Origin of the sequence: Sphingobacterium cavernae (genome assembly GCF_008520265.1) — a bacterium.
GTDB lineage: Bacteria > Bacteroidota > Bacteroidia > Sphingobacteriales > Sphingobacteriaceae > Sphingobacterium > Sphingobacterium cavernae.
The window spans coordinates 21,417-38,018 of record NZ_VIQM01000020.1 but is presented as its reverse complement, the minus strand read 5'-3'; the positions used below and the strand labels follow the sequence as shown (position 1 = coordinate 38,018).

The following is a 16,602-nucleotide window of genomic DNA, read 5'->3' as shown; positions in this document are numbered from 1 at the left end:
TTATCTGATTTTGATCTAGGTTTTTCATTTTAATAAGGCATGCATAAACATATTTTGTTGTATTCTGCTATGCAAAAACCTATCTTTGTAACTCAAAAAAATTAAAAGATGAATATTTCTTACAATTGGCTTAAGAATTACTTAAATATAGATAAAACACCAGATGAGCTTTCATTGATATTGACCGATATTGGTTTAGAGGTGGAAGCAGTGGAGAAAGTAGAATCTATACCAGGCGGTCTTGAAGGTTTGGTAGTAGGGGAAGTGTTGAGCGCTGAGCAACATCCAAATGCAGATAAATTACGTATTACCAAGGTTGACGTAGGTACTGGTACACCATTGGATATTGTGTGTGGTGCGCCAAATTGCCGAGCGGGTTTGAAAGTAATTGTTGCAACTGTAGGATCTATTTGTCATCCAACATCAGGTGAGCCATTCAAAATCACGAAGTCAAAAATCCGTGGTGAAGTTTCTGAAGGCATGCTTTGCGGCGAAGATGAAATTGGCTTAGGTACATCTCATGCTGGAATCGTCGAGTTGCCTGCTGATGCGCAAATAGGAACATTAGTAAAAGATTTTTACGAAATAAAAGACGATTACCGTTTTGAAATTGGCTTGACACCAAACCGCGCAGACGCAGCTTCGCACTTAGGTGTAGCGCGTGATTTGGCTGCGTATTTCCGTAAGAATTATACGCTACCAAATGTTGAAGCTTTCACTGAGCAATCTGCTCAAGGTACAGTTTTATCAGTAGAAAGTGAAGATGCTCCAAGATATTCTGGAGTGAATATTTCTGGAGTTAAAGTCGCGGAATCACCAGATTGGTTAAAAGAAAAGTTAAGTGCTATCGGTATTCGTTCGATCAATAATATCGTTGATATCACGAATTATATTTTGCACGATTTAGGTCAACCTTTGCATGCATTTGATGCGGCTAAAATAGCTGGTAACAAAGTTGTTGTTCGTAAAGCGTCGGAAGGCGAAGCATTCAAGACTTTGGATGGTGTTGATCGCACATTGTCTTCTGAGGATTTAGTAATTGCTGACGCAGAGAAGCCTATGTGTATCGCAGGTGTTTTCGGTGGCGAATATTCAGGCGTTACCGAATCAACTACGGATATCTTTTTAGAGTCGGCATATTTTAATCCTGTATCTGTTCGTAAAACTTCAAAACGACATAATTTAAAAACGGATTCTTCATTCCGCTTCGAAAGAGGTACTGATCCAAATATTACAGTATTTGCGCTTAAGCGTGCTGCATTATTGATTCAAGAGATTGCTGGAGGTACAATATCATCTTCTGTTACTGATATTTATCCAAACCCAGTTGAACCTTTCAGATTTGAGGTTAGCTACCGCAATGTGCAGCGATTGATTGGTAAAGATATTCCTGCAGAGCAGATTAAAGAAATTATCTTGGCTTTAGGAATTGCTGTGACTGCAGAAAATGATGGTGTGCTTTCTGTTGAAGTTCCTGCATACAAGGTAGATGTAACACGTGAAGTGGACGTGATTGAGGAAGTGTTGCGTATTTATGGTTACAATAATATTGAATTGAAATCTCAGATTTTAGCTTCGCTGAATACGCAGGAGAAACCGGATAAAGAAACAGTATTAAATCAAGTAGCAGACTTATTGATAGCTAATGGTTTTAGAGAGATTTTGTCTAATTCATTAACAAAATCATCTTACGCGGATGATGAGGCTACAGCTGTTAAATTATTCAATCCATTGAGTTCAGATTTGGACACCATGCGTCAAAATATGGTTTACTCTGCCTTGACAGCAATTGAATACAACCAAAAACGAAGATTGTCGGATTTGAAAATTTTCGAATACGGAAAAACATACCACTTGAAGGAAGATGGCTATGAAGAAAAACAACATTTTGCATTAGCATTAGCAGGTAAAAAAGAAGCCGAACAATGGAATACGGTTTCTAAAAATGTTAATTTCTATAATTTGAAATCAGCTGTTGATACCATTTTAAAACGTCTTAAAGTAGAAGGTTTACAAATCGTAGAAACGACAAATGCGAATCTTGCTTACGGTTTGGATTATATGAAAGGCCAAAAAGTAATGGTTTCACTAGGCGCAGTTCATGCTGATGTACTGAAAAAAGCGGATGTAGACGGACAAGTTTATTTTGCAGATTTTGATTGGGATTTGGTGTTGAAGGCTATTCGTAAAAATTCAATCAAATTCAAAGAAGTTTCAAAATTCCCTGCTGTACGTAGAGATTTAGCTTTGTTAGTTGATGAAGCAATTAGTTTTGATAAATTGAGAGCTGTCGCTTTAAAAACTGATAAAAAGCTATTAAAGGAAGTAAACATATTTGATGTTTATAAAGGCGATAAATTGCCAGAAGGCAAAAAGTCTTATGCTCTGAGTTTTACGATTCAGGACGAAGAAAAAACGCTAAATGATAAACAAATTGATAGCATTATTCAAAAATTAATTATTAACTTTGAGAAAGAGACTAAAGCTGTAGTGCGATAGAACTCCAATCAAATAATTTTAATTGCGAAATAAAATATGGCAGTATTATCTTCACAAATGAATATTATCGTTGAGAAAACGAAAAATTTAATTCAGTTGTGTGAAGCTTTGCAAGAGGAAAATGATTTGTTAAAGTTAGAATTACAATCAGTGCAAGTCGCATTCGAGACAAGTACTGAAAAGGTAAAGCAACTTGAAGAGCAAACAAAAGCTATGGCAGTAGCTCGATCTCTAGACGAAGCGAATATAGATAAGGAAGCTATAAATGAAAAAATACTTGACACAAAGCAAAAAATTAACGATTTTGTGCGAGAAATAGACAGATGTATAAACTTATTGAAGTAGATAAGTAGAGTTAGGAAATAAGTTTATTACGTTATTAAGCTCGATAACCATGGGAGAAATTTCCATAAAAATAAATATCGCAGATCGTGTGTACCCATTACGTGTTACCACGGAAGAGGAGGAAGTAATTCGTCACGCTGCGAAATTGATAAATGAAAAAATTAAGGAATTGCAAGAAAATTATGCAGTTCGTGATAAACAAGATTTGTTGTCTATGTGTGTATTACAGTATGCTACAGGGATGATAAAAGCGGAGAAGCAAGCACAGCACCAAGATGTAGGTCTGGAGCAGTCCATTCACGAATTAGATAATTTACTAACTGATTTCTTTAATAAATAATATCGTTCTTATAAGAGCTATATAACTAAGAATTTGCCGCAATTAAATTCGGGTTGTCACTATTTTAAACTTAACGCTTCAATATCACGAGCAATATCAAGATATAGGCCATTTTGCTTTACGCCATCTAGGTCATAATCATACGCTCAAATCATGTGTAATCGAAGTTTAATAATACTTGGGACCTGTTAATTTAATTGCGGTTTTTTTTTGCTAGAAAAACATTAAATACTAATATATATAAATTAATAATATGGAGTTAATAACCACAATTTCAATTATCATATCTCTTGTAATTGGTATTGTTATTGGACGATATTTACTACAAATGTTGTTCAAAAAGCAAGAGCAGGAGGCCAAAGAAAAAGCGGAGAATATCATAAAAGAAGCCGAAAAACAGGCGGAACACACTAAAAAACAGCGTCAATTAGAGGCGAAAGAAAAATTTCTTCAATTAAAGTCTGAGCACGAAAAGGAAGTAAATCAACGTAATAACACGATTAGCCAAAAAGAAAATACGATTAAACAAAAAGAGCAATCTATTAATCAAAAACTTGAAAATCTTAATCGCGAAAAACAAGAGTTAGATAAAAAGAATTTGAAACTTGATCAATTGATTGAGTTAAATGAGAAAAAAAGCGAAGAAGTTGAGCAATTAAAGAATCAACACATTAGCCAGTTAGAAACTATTGCCGGATTAACTGCTGAGGAAGCAAAAGAGCAATTAGTTACATCATTACGTGAAGAAGCTCGTTCTCAAGCGATGATTCAAATCAAAGATATCGTTGATGAAGCGAAATTAACAGCATCTAAAGAGGCTAAAAAAGTTGTTATCCAAACTATTCAACGTACCGCTACTGAATCCGCTATCGAGAATACAGTTTCTATTTTCAATATTGAGAATGATGAAATAAAAGGACGTATTATTGGCCGTGAAGGTCGTAATATTCGTGCTTTGGAAGCTGCAACAGGAATTGAGATTATCGTAGACGATACACCAGAAGCAATTATTTTATCAGGATTCGATCCGGTACGTCGCGAGATTGCACGTTTGTCTTTACATAGATTAGTTACGGATGGTCGTATTCACCCAGCGCGTATCGAGGAGGTCGTTGCGAAAACACGTACACAAATCGAGGACGAGATTGTAGAAATTGGTGAGCGTACGGCTATAGATTTAGGTATTCACGGTTTACACCCTGAATTGATTCGTATGGTGGGACGTATGCGTTACCGTTCTTCTTATGGTCAAAATTTGTTACAACACTCTCGTGAGGTAGCTAATTTTGCAGCTACCATGGCAGCAGAACTAGGTCTTAATGTAAAACATGCTAAGCGCGCAGGTCTATTACACGATATTGGTAAAGTGCCTGATGACAACCCAGAATTGCCACACGCTATCTTGGGTATGCAATTAGCGGAGAAATATAAAGAGCATCCTGATGTATGTAACGCTATTGGTGCGCACCACGACGAAATCGAGATGACTTCAATGATTTCACCAGTAGTACAAGCGTGCGATGCGATCTCAGGAGCACGCCCAGGAGCACGTCGCGAGGTGGTAGAAAGCTATATCAAACGGTTGAAAGAATTAGAAGAATTAGCGCTTTCTTACCCTGGTGTAGATAAAACTTTTGCCATTCAAGCTGGACGTGAGTTACGTGTAGTCGTAGAAAGTGAAAAAGTAACGGATGCACAAGCTGAGATTTTGGCAGCTGATATTTCTAACCGTATACAGACGGAAATGACGTATCCAGGTCAAATCAAAGTTACTGTGATTCGCGAGACACGTTCGGTGTCTTATGCAAAATAGACTTTTATTAAAATAAATAGTAGCAAAGCCCTAACTTTATAGTTGGGGCTTTTGCTTTCTTAGAATTTTACCACATGGACATTACCAAAAGATTTGATCGACTTCTTAGTATTTACTTTTATCTGCAATCCAAACCCTTGGTGAAAGCTCAAGAATTAGCAGATAAGTATGAGGTGAGTTTGCGTACGATTTATCGCGATATAAAATCTTTAGAACAAGCTGGTGTGCCCATTATGGGAGAGGCTGGATATGGTTATTCGCTCATGCATACCTATAAAATTCAACCCGTCAATTTCACAGAACAAGAAGCACTTAGTTTTGGCGTAGCCGAGAAATTAATGCAGCATTATTTGGACAAGGAAATGGGGGAGCATTTTAGTAATGCACTGCTAAAAATGAAAGGTGTTTTGCGATTTGCTGATAAGGAAAATGTAGCTGATTTGGATTCAAAAGTTCTGATAAATAAGCAAAAACATTTTCTGAATGAAAACGTGCCTACAGCATTAGCTACGCTTTTTGAAAGTATGGTCAAAAAAAAGCAAATTCATCTCCACTATAAATCCGTCGAAAGTAATAGCCAAGAACGTAATATTGAAGTTATTGGTGTATTTCAGGAAGGACAGTTTTGGTATTTCATGGCGTATTGTCATTTACGCGAGGAGATCCGTCAATTTAGATTGGATAGGATTGAGCGTATACGCTTAACTGATGAACGTTACACACAACAATTTATGCCATTAAACGTATATCTAGAAGCGAATAAGAAAGAAGAAGTCTTGCACACTATACGCATTTGGGTAAGTAAGAATATGTCCAGATATCTTCATTGGGAGCGGCAGTATTATGGATTTATTCAGGAGGAAGAAAAAAATAATGGTGTAGAAATGCTATTCCACACCAGTCAAATCGAACATTTTGCAAGATGGTTTATGATGTTTGCTGACGAAGCTGTAATTTATGAACCTGAAATTTTAAAAGATCAAGTACAAATTATTTTGCAAAATGCGATAAATTCCCTTGACGATTATTCTCTATCCCAAAAGAATGGAGGTTCAATACCTAAGGCTCTCAAGTAAACAAATCCTTGTGCACGATGATGAACTTCATTGTCTATGAAATAAATAATATTGTGTACAATTGGAAAATTGTATTCACCAAATAAATTGAAATCATCATTAAATCTTTCTTCGGGAATTTGGTTGTATAAATCAATCAGCACAGGCGTGTCCTTATCCCATTGTGCTAACAAATCGGATTTTGTGTGTAATGGTAAATCATGATTATAGGTTTCTATCTTATCGAATACAATACCCGATAAACCTGGTACAGCTAAGGATAGCATTTCTTTTGCCAAATCGGCAAACGTTCGCATTCCACCTATTGAGAACTTAAATAATTCTTCTTCTGGGAATTTTTCAATGGTTCTTCTTGTTAAATTACGGTGACCCAACCAATGTTGTAATAAGTCTGCTTTCGAAATAATTACTGTCTTTTCCATTTTTATTTGAGGTTTTAATGTTTGTTCAAAGGTAGGAGTGGTTTGTGACAACAGTTTGTCAGTAGTTTTTTGCGGTTTTCACTAATTTTATAAAAGTGTTTTCTTTGCAATAATCTTATCTTTGTACCGGAAATATGAACAACATGATTACTAAAGAAGAAAAAATAAAAAACTTTGATCCTTCACAACCTGGACTGGCAGATGCAAGTATTTATGGTTTGCCATTTACGGCAGAAGAATCTGAAATTATAGTGATTCCAGTGCCTTGGGAAGTGACTGTTAGTTATGGTGCAGGTGCGTCAGAAGGCCCAGATGCTATTCTAGATGCGTCATTCCAAGTTGATTTGTTGCATCAAGATTTTCCTGAGTTGTGGAAATTGGGTATTTATATGGACGAAGCTCCTGCGCAGTGGGCAGAGAACTCGGTAAAATATAAAGCATTAGCGCAACCTATTATTGAAGCATTAGAAAGTGGAGAAGATATCAATGAAAATCCTACTTTAAAAGCGAATTTGGACTCCATTAATGCTGCATCAACACAACTCAATGCCGAATTAAAAGAGCGTGTGTTGGAATGGACTGCTAAGGGTAAGAAAGTAATTCTATTGGGTGGTGATCACTCAACTCCTCTGGGTTATTACCAAGCATTAGCAACTTCATACGATAATTTTGGAATCTTGCATTTTGATGCACACATGGATTTGCGTATTGCTTACGAAGGTTTTACGTATTCGCATGCATCTATTATGTACAATGCGATTCAGTTGCCACAAATTAGTAAGTTGGTACAAGTAGGTATTCGTGATTTCTGTGAGCAAGAAGTTCAAGTTGTACAATCTTCGGATAAAGTGAAAGTATATACGGATGCTGATCTTAAAAAAGCACAGTTTGAAGGTAAAACTTGGCAACAACAAGTGGATGAAATTATTGCGCATTTGCCTGAAAATGTAGCAGTAAGTTTTGACATCGACGCGCTTTATCAATGGTACTGTCCAAACACAGGTACACCAGTTCCGGGAGGGCTTTCCTACGAACAAGCTGTTTACGCTTTATCTCGTTTAGCGGAATCCGGCAAAAAAATAATCGGAATGGATTTAGTCGAAGTTGCCCCTGGTGAATCTGACGAATGGGATGGAAATGTAGGTGCACGCTTATTATTCCATATGTGTGGTGTTTTTGCCAAAAATAATGGTTTGAATGTTGGTCATAAGATTCAGTTCTAACAATATATAAGATATTTATGCAAGCAGGTTTTATACTATAAAACCTGCTTTTATTTTTTTTATTGTAGCACAATATGTTTTAATTTCGTTCTATAGACACACTATCCTAATAATACATTCTATAATTGATGAAAAACATAACTATCAAAATCTTTGCTACAGTTTTATTAAGCAGTAGTTTTTATTATTCCGAAGCACAAACTTTACGTGGTATTGGTAAACGATTAGGACAAAAAGCAGAACAGTTTATCGATAAAAAAGTAGATGATATAAGCAATGCTACAGCATCGCAGAGTCAACCAACTGTTACCAACAGTGCCTCTCAAAATGGTCCTTTCGAAAACTTACAAGGGTTAAAATACGATTATGTACGCGGAACAGAAGTCGTTTTTGAAGATAACTTTCGTGCAGATGAGTTAGGTACTATGGCGCAACGCTGGACAAGTAATGGGAGAGGCGCTGTGAGTGAAGTGAGTATAGCAGAGGGTAAATGGTTGGAATTATTTGATGGTAATACGTATAAGATTAAAGATTTAGTTCGTATTCCAGAGAATTTTACGATTGAGTTTGATGTGTTGGCATTATCAGATGATAAACATCAATTTCGCTTAGATTTTGGTTTTGATTATCAAAAAGGTGTGGGTAATCATTACTATCTAGCAAAACATAATCCATTGAATATAAATGCATCCTATTGGTTCAATCGATTTGAATTCCATAGTAAAGAGGTGACGCCGAACAAAAATAGTGAGGTAAAAGCTAATATGTCCTATTTCGTAAATGATGTGATGAAAGTAAAAATACGTGTAGAAGGTAATCGTATCCATATATATATCAACGAATACAAAATTTTAGATACCGAAATGGTTGATCCAATAACCAAGAAGTATTTTTATTTGGCTTTTAATTGTGATGATAAAACTGGTAAAATCTATATTTCAAACTTCAGAATTGATAAGATTTAGTAATTACTGAATACATTCTATTAAGCCCTCATAATGTTCTACTAATTATGAGGGCGTTATTTTGTTGATATATTAATTTTTATTGTAGCGAAATAAACTTTACTTTCGTTTTACTTAAAAAATTAACCAAGTATAACATGAAATTAAAACTGCTTACTCTGTCTATCTGCATATCATTTCTTAACATAATGTGTTGTGGGAGAGGTAATCAATCCTATAATTATAAATATACTCCAGTTGGAAAAGTCTTGATTTTTTAATACAGATTCTCGTTATTAAAACGTTATGGATACTGTAAAAGGGTCTTTTAAGGTAAGAATAGAATTTGAAATGGAACAGGTTTTTACGAATAATTTTTCTATTGTACCAACAGCAATGGCCTGTGATGTCAATGAGCCATATCCATTAAATTACTCTAATATCGAAAAACTCTCTCTCTATCTATAAATAAAGCTTTTGTATATAAAAACAATAACATAGAAGAGGGGGTAAATATTATTGATGTCGATGATAAACAATACATTTATATTGAAAATCGTTACAATCCAAACTATGTTGTGTTTGATGAAAAATTTCTTTACTACGCAAAATTCCAAAAAGGCTCAACCTTATTTACTATAGAATTCAATAGAATTGTAAATAATCTGAGTTATTACCAGTCAATTAGTCCCAAAACTCAAGTTGCATTTCGTTTCGGTCAAGCTCATCTTACGCAAACTTGAGATGTAAGTAGAAATGAACTGGAAAAATTTTTCTTTCGCAGCGAAGTTCAAACTTTAATAGGCGGTTCATTTCGTTATTATATTATAAATAATAGATTTTCTCCTATGGTTGAGGGAAGAGCAGGTGTCAGTATCGGAAATAAGACGAACAAAGTCAATCCTTCAATAGGTTTGCTTGCGGGATATACCTTTCGAATAAACAACTTAAAATCTATCAGTTTAGGCTATCATATAGAAAACACAAATTACTTTGCGAGTACTTATCATACAGATGGTACAGGAGAATCGCTTTATCGAGTTGATAATTTTCATCCCATTCGCAAAATAGCACATAATGTATTTGTCAACTTTATATTTTAAAATTTTAGATATGATGAAAAGAATACTAATAGTCATTTTATGCTTAATGCTGCTTAGCTGTGAGGAACAATAATATGACATCACAGAAGTTGGAGATTTTAGAGTACAATCAGGAATCTCCTATGATAATAAGATTATTGGTCCTTTTAGTTTAGAAGTTCGTTTCAAAACAATGCTATTAGCTAATAACTGGAATATTATTCCGACAGCTAATTCTTTCAGTAAAGCTCCAATTTACTATGTGAATGCTATTAATTTGAATTCTATTAAAGTTTAGATAAATAAAGATGTGAAAACTGTAGATGATAAAGTTATTAAAGCAGGTGAAAACTTACCAGGGTATAGAATCTCTGGTTTTAATAATTACTTTAATGAACTATCGGATAGTTTGCTACGCTCGGATGTCTTGAATATATATTATGATTATAAGGAATTTCAAAAATTTAAATTTGAAAATGGACAAACTAAAATTACTCAAACAGGGAGAAACACGGATGACATCAATTTCAAGTTTGAAAAGGAAGTATATTTAGACTTATAATCCAACCTTGCGAACCTTTTTCTCAATTCCGTCATAATTAACCCTTTTATGAAGATTTAAAATTGATTTTGTTATCTTTAGGCGAATTTTGATAGGGGGAGAATCTCATTATTAAAATTCTATTTTTAAAGTAGAAACATTATTATATTTTCAATAGAAAACTATGTCATCTAAAATCATTTACACTAAAACAGATGAAGCGCCATTATTGGCTACTTACTCTTTTTTACCTATTGTACAAGCGTTCGCAAAGACAGCGGATATCGATGTAGAATTAAGAGACATTTCATTAGCAGGACGTATTCTAGCTAATTTCAACGAATATTTATCTCCAGAGCAACAAACTGCCGATGCACTAGCAGAGTTAGGTCAATTGGCTACTACTCCAGATGCAAACATCATCAAGTTGCCAAATATTTCAGCTTCTATTCCTCAATTAAAAGGTGCTATCGCTGAATTGCAAAAAGCAGGTTACGCAGTGCCTAATTATCCAGATGCTGCTACTACACCAGAAGAAGAAAAAATCAAAGCTACATACGCTAAAATCCTAGGTTCGGCTGTGAATCCAGTATTACGTGAAGGTAACTCGGATCGTCGTGCGCCTAAAGCGGTTAAGAACTATGCTAAAGCTAATCCACACCGTATGGGTGCTTGGGCAGCAGATAGCAAAACTAAAGTAGCGTCAATGACTGATGGTGATTTCTATGCAACAGAGCAATCTGTAACAGTAGAAGAAGCAGGTCAATTCAAAATTGAATTTGTAGCTGCTGATGGTTCTGTAAAAGAATTGAAAGGCATAGCTCCATTAAAAGCTGGTGAAGTAATCGATTCGTCCGTATTGAATGTAGCTAAATTAAAAGATTTCGTTGCTGCTACTATCGCTGAGGCTAAAGCTGAAGGTGTATTGTTGTCAGCACACTTGAAAGCGACAATGATGAAGGTTTCTGACCCTATTATTTTTGGTGCGATCGTAGAAGTTTATTTCAAAGATGTATTTGCACAGTACGGTGAGTTATTCGCTTCTTTAGGCATCAACAAAAACAATGGTTTAGGTGAAGTATTTGCTAAAATTGCTGGTAACGATAAAGAAACTGAAGTAAAAGCTGCTATCGAAGCTGCTATTGCAAATGGTCCTGATTTAGCAATGGTTAACTCAGATAAGGGTATTACAAACTTACACGTTCCTTCGGACGTAATCGTAGATGCTTCTATGCCTGCAATGATTCGTATTGGTGGTAAAATGTGGGACAAAGCAGGAGCGGAGCGTGATACTATCGCTATCATCCCTGACCGTTCTTATGCTGGTGTTTATGAAGCTGTAATCGAAGATTGTAAAGAAAATGGTGCTTTAGATCCTCAAACTATGGGCTCTGTTCCTAACGTAGGTTTGATGGCTCAAAAAGCTGAAGAATACGGTTCTCACGACAAAACTTTTCAAGCTGCTGCAAACGGTACTATCCGTGTCGTAGATGCACATGGTAATGTATTGATGGCACAAGCTGTTGAAGCTGGTGATATCTTCCGTATGTGTCAAACGAAAGATGCTCCTATCCAAGACTGGGTTAAATTAGCTGTAAACCGTGCTCGTTTGTCTGCTACACCTGCTGTATTCTGGTTGGATGAAGCGCGTGCGCACGATAGAGAAATCATCAAAAAAGTAGAAAAATACTTGGGAGATTACGATACTAATGGATTAGATATTTTCGTAATGTCTCCAATCGAAGCGACTAAATTCTCTTTAGATCGTATTCGTGAAGGTTTAGATACAATTTCGGTAACGGGTAACGTATTACGTGACTATTTGACTGACTTATTCCCAATCTTAGAGGTTGGTACTTCAGCAAAAATGTTATCTATCGTTCCATTGATGAATGGTGGTGGTCTTTTCGAAACAGGAGCTGGTGGTTCTGCGCCTAAACACGTAGAGCAGTTCTTAGAAGAAGGTTATTTACGTTGGGATTCATTAGGTGAGTTCTTAGCTCTACAAGCTTCTTTTGAGCACTTAGCACAAACGCAAAACAATCCTAAAGCACAAGTTTTGGCAGATGCGTTAGACGAAGCAAACGCTTTATTCTTAGCAAATGACAAATCTCCAGCACGTAAAGTAGGTCAAATTGATAACCGTGGTTCTCACTTCTACTTAACTTTATATTGGGCTCAAGAATTAGCTAAACAAACGAAAGATGCTGAATTGGCAGCTCAGTTTGCTACTTTGGCTGAGACTTTATCAGCTAACGAAGCTAAAATAAACGAAGAGTTAATTGCTGCTCAAGGTACAGCTCAAAATATCGGTGGTTACTACTTCCCGAATGATGAGTTAGCTAGTCAAGCTTTACGTCCTTCAGCAACATTGAATAATGCAATTACTGCGTTATAATCGATTCATTTTTAGAAATATTCAAAGCCTTCTTCGATTTCGAAGAAGGCTTTTTTGGTGTGCCCGGCATGGGCGATAACTCTAGGGTGTAAGTCCCGAACACGCCATTACAGTTGGAAGTGTTAGCCGAAGGCAAGGGTGTCCATCGTGAGGTGGAATCTGAAGGAAGCATTAGGCAAACTCTCGGTCTGACGGACAGAAACTACATATAAGGCCTAAGCTGCTGGATGAGGTTGCCAAACAAACTAAAGTCCTATACTGTACAGAAGCATCAAGGTAAATGTAGCAGACACATGAGATGAAAGTTATCGTTCTTACCCGGGGAGATCTCACAGACTTGTGGAAGTTTTTTTTTTTCAGAAGCAAGGAGTAAAGCTAGCTGTGAGAAGTCAGCCGATTTCGTAGTACTTGCTTACGGCAAAGCAAGGAAGGAATGAACCTTAAGTTAGTGATCAATAGATGAGAATTACCTAATGAAGGACAGAATGCAGAAAATTGATAACGTTTATCAACCTGATCACAAAAGAATAGGGCGGAACCCGAATGCTATGTGGGAGGGCAGACTTTTATTAGGATGATTGAAAAGAACCTCACAGACACAAACACACGAGTAGATGAACTGTTAGAACAACTTCTTGACCGTCAGAACCTAAATGCTGCCTATGTACAAGTTGTCGGTAATGGTGGTGCTGGAGGTATCGATAAGATAGGCGTCGAATCCCTTGTGGATTATCTTAGAGAGCATAAGGAGAAACTTTTAACAGCTACTGTGCCTGATTTGCTTAAGGGCTGGCTTAATCGAGCTGTAACTAGATGCTTTAAAATGTCGTCGCCTAAATCATTAAAACCGATTGAATTATACACTTTTTCCAAGAGAAGTTGAGTGCCATTGATAAGTACACTTTCGATGTTTGATAACAAATCGTTGGCTGCATTCTCTTCTAATTCATCAATATTGGATTGGTCAAATAAATCAATTTCTCCTTTATAGTGTTTAATCAATTGTTTCCCTTTTTGAAATAGTAATTCAACTTGATTAGGATCGCTACTACTACCAATAGTTTTTACTAAATGGGATTTTCCATTACGTTTTTCTAAAATTTGAACGCTGATTACACCACTTACATTATTTTTTTTACGAACAAACACTATACAATATATAATATTTGCACCTGGGTCACACAAAAATCAATAATAAATATTATAAAACACTTTTTTTCAAGGTATTAAGAAAACAAATGAATAAATGTGTCAAAGTCAGGAGGTCGGAACGGGAATTAATCCCGTTCCTCTTATCCGATTATATTAGTAGTATGTTTCATACTTTCGTCAAACAAATAGCATTATTAGTAGGACATACATTATTAAGTTTTTTTCTATATATGGTTTTTTGTAAGTTTTTCAGATTTCCTGGAGGACAGTATGGAATGTCTCTACTTTTGCTTTTAATTTATTTCATTAGTTCTGCTAGGATTATATTTACTATGGACAATTTGCTATTTCTTTGCTAAACGAAAAATTCTAAATACAAGTCAAGTCATTATCTATTTTACAGTTGCATTTCTAGCCCTAACAATTTTTGCAGCAATCGGAAATTTTTTTGACATTGTTAATCTAATATTTGTGCTGTCGGTAATTATTTCATCAGTTACAATTTATTTTTTAAATAAGATTAACTTCAATAAACTAATTTCTTAATTCGATTGTGTTGTAAATAACTTTTTAACTAGTTATAGATATGCAAATAAAAACTAGCCATACTCCAGTTGTATACAGTATTTAATAGTATAGTGAAATAAATAGTTGATTATCCATTTATTATACTTACCTTGTAGCAATTAATAATAATAACAATATGAATAACGGAACTGTAAAGTTTTTTAATGAAACTAAAGGATTTGGTTTTATTACCCCTGATGGCGGTGGCGATGATATCTTTGTACACGTATCAGGTTTAGTTGACCAAGTTCAACAAGGTGACCAAGTAACTTACGATGTTGAGAACGGTCGTAAAGGCATCAATGCCACTAATGTAAGAGTAAACTAATTTTTATTATACTTATCTTGCAAAAGGCGAATCTATCCGATTCGCCTTTATTTTTTTTATTAGAATATTGTTTTCTAATTAAATTTTAATAAAAATCCCTTAACATTTTACATGCTAAGGGATTTTTAAATTTAGAAAACTATAATTTTATAAAACAATAACTTCTGTTACCTGAAGTCCTTGTTTGCTTGATTGCGATTTGAATTTTACTTTTTGATCTTGCTGTAAAACAAAACCTAAGATTTTGAAGTTGAAATAAACATTTTCTCTCGTTTCGTTGTCACGGATAAAACCATATTGACCAGCTTCATTGTAGAATGATACTTTACCGAATGAATACACATCTTCCACTTCTGGACGGATTAAGTCTTCTTCTTTGAATTCGTATTTCTTTAAAGGGGGTTTGTCGGAGATATTACCGTTCTCATCTACGTAGGCGAACATTTCTTCTAATGCTTTTCCTTTGTCATTAGAATCTTCACGCTGCGCTTTTTTTTCTTCTTTTTCTTTACGTTTTTGTAATTTTTTTTTGGCGATTTCTTTTTTTCTAAATGTTTGTTGGCTTTGACCCATGTATTGCTATTTAATGATTATTATATTGAGAAAAGTCTAACGTATCGACAAGAAATTCTGAGTGGAGAATGTAGGCGAGTTGTGCGGCTTTTTACAAAGATACAAAATTTTAATGATGGAAAGAAGATAAATCTTATTGTAACTTTGTATAAATATATTCTCATGATAATAATTGAATCACCCTCGAATGATGCATACTTCAATATCGCATCCGAGGAATATTTGTTAAAACGATTTCCGAGCAAAGAGATTTTATTGCTATATATAAATGCGCCTTCCATCATCATAGGGAAATTTCAGAATACATTGGCTGAAATCAATTTGGATTACGTAAATAAGAATCACATAAAAGTTGTGCGTCGACTTTCTGGTGGCGGGGCGGTATATCATGATTTAGGAAATTTGAATTTTTCTTTTCACACAATAGCGAGTGAAACAGATTTTAGTGATTTTGAAACATTTACTAAGCCTGTTATTCAGCTATTAAATAAATTAAATGTTCCGGCAAAATTAGAAGGGCGAAATGATCTATTAGTCGAGGGAAAGAAATTTAGTGGTAATGCCAAAACCATTAAATCTAAAAAAATGATACAACACGGGACTATATTAATTAATTCGGAGATGTCTGTATTGGCAGATGCATTGAAAGTGAATCCATTAAAATTTATTGATAAGGCTGTAAAATCTAATCGTGCCCGTGTGACCAATTTGATTGATTATCTTCCAGAGGAAACTACTACCGAATCATTCAAACAACTTTTCATTGATGAAATCATACAAACAAATGAAGAGTTTGAAGTTTATAAATACGACCAAGATGATCTTAGAGCAATTAATCAACTTGTAACTGACAAATATCAAACATGGGATTGGAATTTTGGATTTTCACCAGACTACAATTTCAAAAAGGCGAATAAAGTTTCAGCAGGATTTATTGAAGTCCATTTGGATGTACATAAAGGTCATATTACTGCTGCCAAAATATTTGGTGACTTCTTTGCTTCTAAATCCATAGAAGAATTAGAAAATAAATTGATAGGCATAAGACATGATCAAAGTTCTCTTTCTGAATTATTTCAATCCATTCATCTAAAATCCTACTTTGGTAATGTATCTGATAAAGAGATTTTAGAATTACTTAAGTAGTTGTAAATAGTAAACTGCTGTATATAGTTCTTTTGTAACTACTCAGGTTCTTTTTTTTCTTTCTTGACTTGATCTCAAGGTGTATTTTTTTCAATTTTCATTTTTAGGAATTTAAGTCATTTTATCCACATTTCACTGTATAACTTTTACTCT

15 protein-coding genes and 1 pseudogene are annotated in these 16,602 nt (G+C 34.9%); 13 read left to right on the top strand and 3 right to left on the bottom strand.

Annotation, left to right across the window (positions count from 1 at the left end; all coding sequences use genetic code 11):
- Positions 1 to 108 precede the first annotated feature (108 nt).
- The 5 genes from pheT to FLS47_RS02510 all read left to right on the top strand — a co-directional run bounded on the left by pheT (position 109) and on the right by FLS47_RS02510 (position 6,073).
- Positions 109 to 2,499, top strand: a complete 2,391-nt coding sequence (pheT, locus tag FLS47_RS02530; RefSeq protein WP_149912826.1) for a phenylalanine--tRNA ligase subunit beta — start codon at positions 109 to 111, stop codon at positions 2,497 to 2,499.
- A gap of 36 nt (positions 2,500 to 2,535) precedes the next feature.
- Positions 2,536 to 2,844 carry a hypothetical protein gene (locus tag FLS47_RS02525; RefSeq protein WP_149912825.1) on the top strand — a complete coding sequence of 103 codons (309 nt, stop codon included), beginning with the start codon at positions 2,536 to 2,538 and terminating at the stop codon, positions 2,842 to 2,844.
- Positions 2,845 to 2,893: 49 nt separating this feature from the next.
- Positions 2,894 to 3,184, top strand: a complete 291-nt coding sequence (locus FLS47_RS02520) for a cell division protein ZapA (protein WP_149912824.1) — start codon at positions 2,894 to 2,896, stop codon at positions 3,182 to 3,184.
- A gap of 253 nt (positions 3,185 to 3,437) precedes the next feature.
- Complete coding sequence (gene rny, locus FLS47_RS02515) at positions 3,438 to 4,997, top strand: ribonuclease Y (RefSeq protein WP_149912823.1); 1,560 nt, start codon at positions 3,438 to 3,440, stop codon at positions 4,995 to 4,997.
- Positions 4,998 to 5,071: 74 nt separating this feature from the next.
- Positions 5,072 to 6,073 carry a helix-turn-helix transcriptional regulator gene (locus FLS47_RS02510; protein ID WP_149912822.1) on the top strand — a complete coding sequence of 334 codons (1,002 nt, stop codon included), beginning with the start codon at positions 5,072 to 5,074 and terminating at the stop codon, positions 6,071 to 6,073.
- On the opposite strand, the gene FLS47_RS02505 is transcribed toward FLS47_RS02510, so the two are convergent.
- Entirely contained in the window at positions 6,022 to 6,495 is a 474-nt protein-coding gene (locus FLS47_RS02505) for a DinB family protein (protein WP_149912821.1), read from the bottom strand. The two genes, FLS47_RS02510 and FLS47_RS02505, sit on opposite strands and share 52 nt — an antisense overlap.
- 143 nt (positions 6,496 to 6,638) lie before the next feature.
- Between FLS47_RS02505 and FLS47_RS02500 the strand changes: the two genes are divergently transcribed.
- From FLS47_RS02500 to FLS47_RS02480, 6 genes are all read left to right on the top strand, one after another.
- Complete coding sequence (locus tag FLS47_RS02500; RefSeq protein ID WP_188347339.1) at positions 6,639 to 7,718, top strand: agmatinase family protein; 1,080 nt, start codon at positions 6,639 to 6,641, stop codon at positions 7,716 to 7,718.
- A 128-nt stretch (positions 7,719 to 7,846) separates the two neighbouring features.
- Positions 7,847 to 8,683 carry a hypothetical protein gene (locus tag FLS47_RS02495; RefSeq protein WP_149912820.1) on the top strand — a complete coding sequence of 279 codons (837 nt, stop codon included), beginning with the start codon at positions 7,847 to 7,849 and terminating at the stop codon, positions 8,681 to 8,683.
- 285 nt (positions 8,684 to 8,968) lie between these two features.
- Positions 8,969 to 9,130 carry a hypothetical protein gene (locus FLS47_RS18205; protein ID WP_188347338.1) on the top strand — a complete coding sequence of 54 codons (162 nt, stop codon included), beginning with the start codon at positions 8,969 to 8,971 and terminating at the stop codon, positions 9,128 to 9,130.
- 380 nt (positions 9,131 to 9,510) lie between these two features.
- Positions 9,511 to 9,765, top strand: coding sequence for a hypothetical protein (locus tag FLS47_RS02490; protein WP_149912819.1), 255 nt, complete (start codon positions 9,511 to 9,513; stop codon positions 9,763 to 9,765).
- Positions 9,766 to 10,054: 289 nt separating this feature from the next.
- The gene (locus tag FLS47_RS02485) at positions 10,055 to 10,306 is read left to right on the top strand and encodes a hypothetical protein (protein WP_149912818.1); all 252 of its coding nucleotides are present in this window, start codon (positions 10,055 to 10,057) and stop codon (positions 10,304 to 10,306) included.
- A 163-nt stretch (positions 10,307 to 10,469) separates the two neighbouring features.
- Positions 10,470 to 12,683, top strand: coding sequence for an NADP-dependent isocitrate dehydrogenase (locus FLS47_RS02480; RefSeq protein WP_149912817.1), 2,214 nt, complete (start codon positions 10,470 to 10,472; stop codon positions 12,681 to 12,683).
- 762 nt (positions 12,684 to 13,445) lie between these two features.
- On the opposite strand, the pseudogene FLS47_RS02475 reads toward FLS47_RS02480, so the two are convergent.
- Positions 13,446 to 13,832: pseudogene (locus FLS47_RS02475) on the bottom strand (IS1634 family transposase); the annotation flags it as partial.
- Between the two features lie 706 nt (positions 13,833 to 14,538).
- Between FLS47_RS02475 and FLS47_RS02470 the strand changes: the two are divergent.
- Positions 14,539 to 14,730 carry a cold-shock protein gene (locus FLS47_RS02470; RefSeq protein WP_132778589.1) on the top strand — a complete coding sequence of 64 codons (192 nt, stop codon included), beginning with the start codon at positions 14,539 to 14,541 and terminating at the stop codon, positions 14,728 to 14,730.
- 147 nt (positions 14,731 to 14,877) lie between these two features.
- Here FLS47_RS02470 and FLS47_RS02465 read toward each other — a convergent pair whose 3' ends face one another.
- Complete coding sequence (locus FLS47_RS02465) at positions 14,878 to 15,303, bottom strand: cold-shock protein (RefSeq protein WP_149912815.1); 426 nt, start codon at positions 15,301 to 15,303, stop codon at positions 14,878 to 14,880.
- A gap of 162 nt (positions 15,304 to 15,465) precedes the next feature.
- Between FLS47_RS02465 and FLS47_RS02460 the strand changes: the two genes are divergently transcribed.
- Entirely contained in the window at positions 15,466 to 16,449 is a 984-nt protein-coding gene (locus tag FLS47_RS02460) for a lipoate--protein ligase (protein ID WP_149912814.1), read from the top strand.
- Positions 16,450 to 16,602: the final 153 nt, after the last annotated feature.

Coding starts and splice junctions, on each gene's coding strand:
- FLS47_RS02505 (WP_149912821.1), bottom strand. CDS start 6,495: ATGGAAAAGACAGTAATTATTTCGAAAGCAGACTTATTACAACATTGG.
- FLS47_RS02525 (WP_149912825.1), top strand. CDS start 2,536: ATGGCAGTATTATCTTCACAAATGAATATTATCGTTGAGAAAACGAAA.
- FLS47_RS02510 (WP_149912822.1), top strand. CDS start 5,072: ATGGACATTACCAAAAGATTTGATCGACTTCTTAGTATTTACTTTTAT.
- FLS47_RS02480 (WP_149912817.1), top strand. CDS start 10,470: ATGTCATCTAAAATCATTTACACTAAAACAGATGAAGCGCCATTATTG.
- FLS47_RS02500 (WP_188347339.1), top strand. CDS start 6,639: ATGATTACTAAAGAAGAAAAAATAAAAAACTTTGATCCTTCACAACCT.
- FLS47_RS18205 (WP_188347338.1), top strand. CDS start 8,969: ATGGATACTGTAAAAGGGTCTTTTAAGGTAAGAATAGAATTTGAAATG.
- rny (WP_149912823.1), top strand. CDS start 3,438: ATGGAGTTAATAACCACAATTTCAATTATCATATCTCTTGTAATTGGT.
- FLS47_RS02490 (WP_149912819.1), top strand. CDS start 9,511: ATGGTTGAGGGAAGAGCAGGTGTCAGTATCGGAAATAAGACGAACAAA.
- FLS47_RS02465 (WP_149912815.1), bottom strand. CDS start 15,303: ATGGGTCAAAGCCAACAAACATTTAGAAAAAAAGAAATCGCCAAAAAA.
- pheT (WP_149912826.1), top strand. CDS start 109: ATGAATATTTCTTACAATTGGCTTAAGAATTACTTAAATATAGATAAA.
- FLS47_RS02520 (WP_149912824.1), top strand. CDS start 2,894: ATGGGAGAAATTTCCATAAAAATAAATATCGCAGATCGTGTGTACCCA.
- FLS47_RS02495 (WP_149912820.1), top strand. CDS start 7,847: ATGAAAAACATAACTATCAAAATCTTTGCTACAGTTTTATTAAGCAGT.
- FLS47_RS02460 (WP_149912814.1), top strand. CDS start 15,466: ATGATAATAATTGAATCACCCTCGAATGATGCATACTTCAATATCGCA.
- FLS47_RS02470 (WP_132778589.1), top strand. CDS start 14,539: ATGAATAACGGAACTGTAAAGTTTTTTAATGAAACTAAAGGATTTGGT.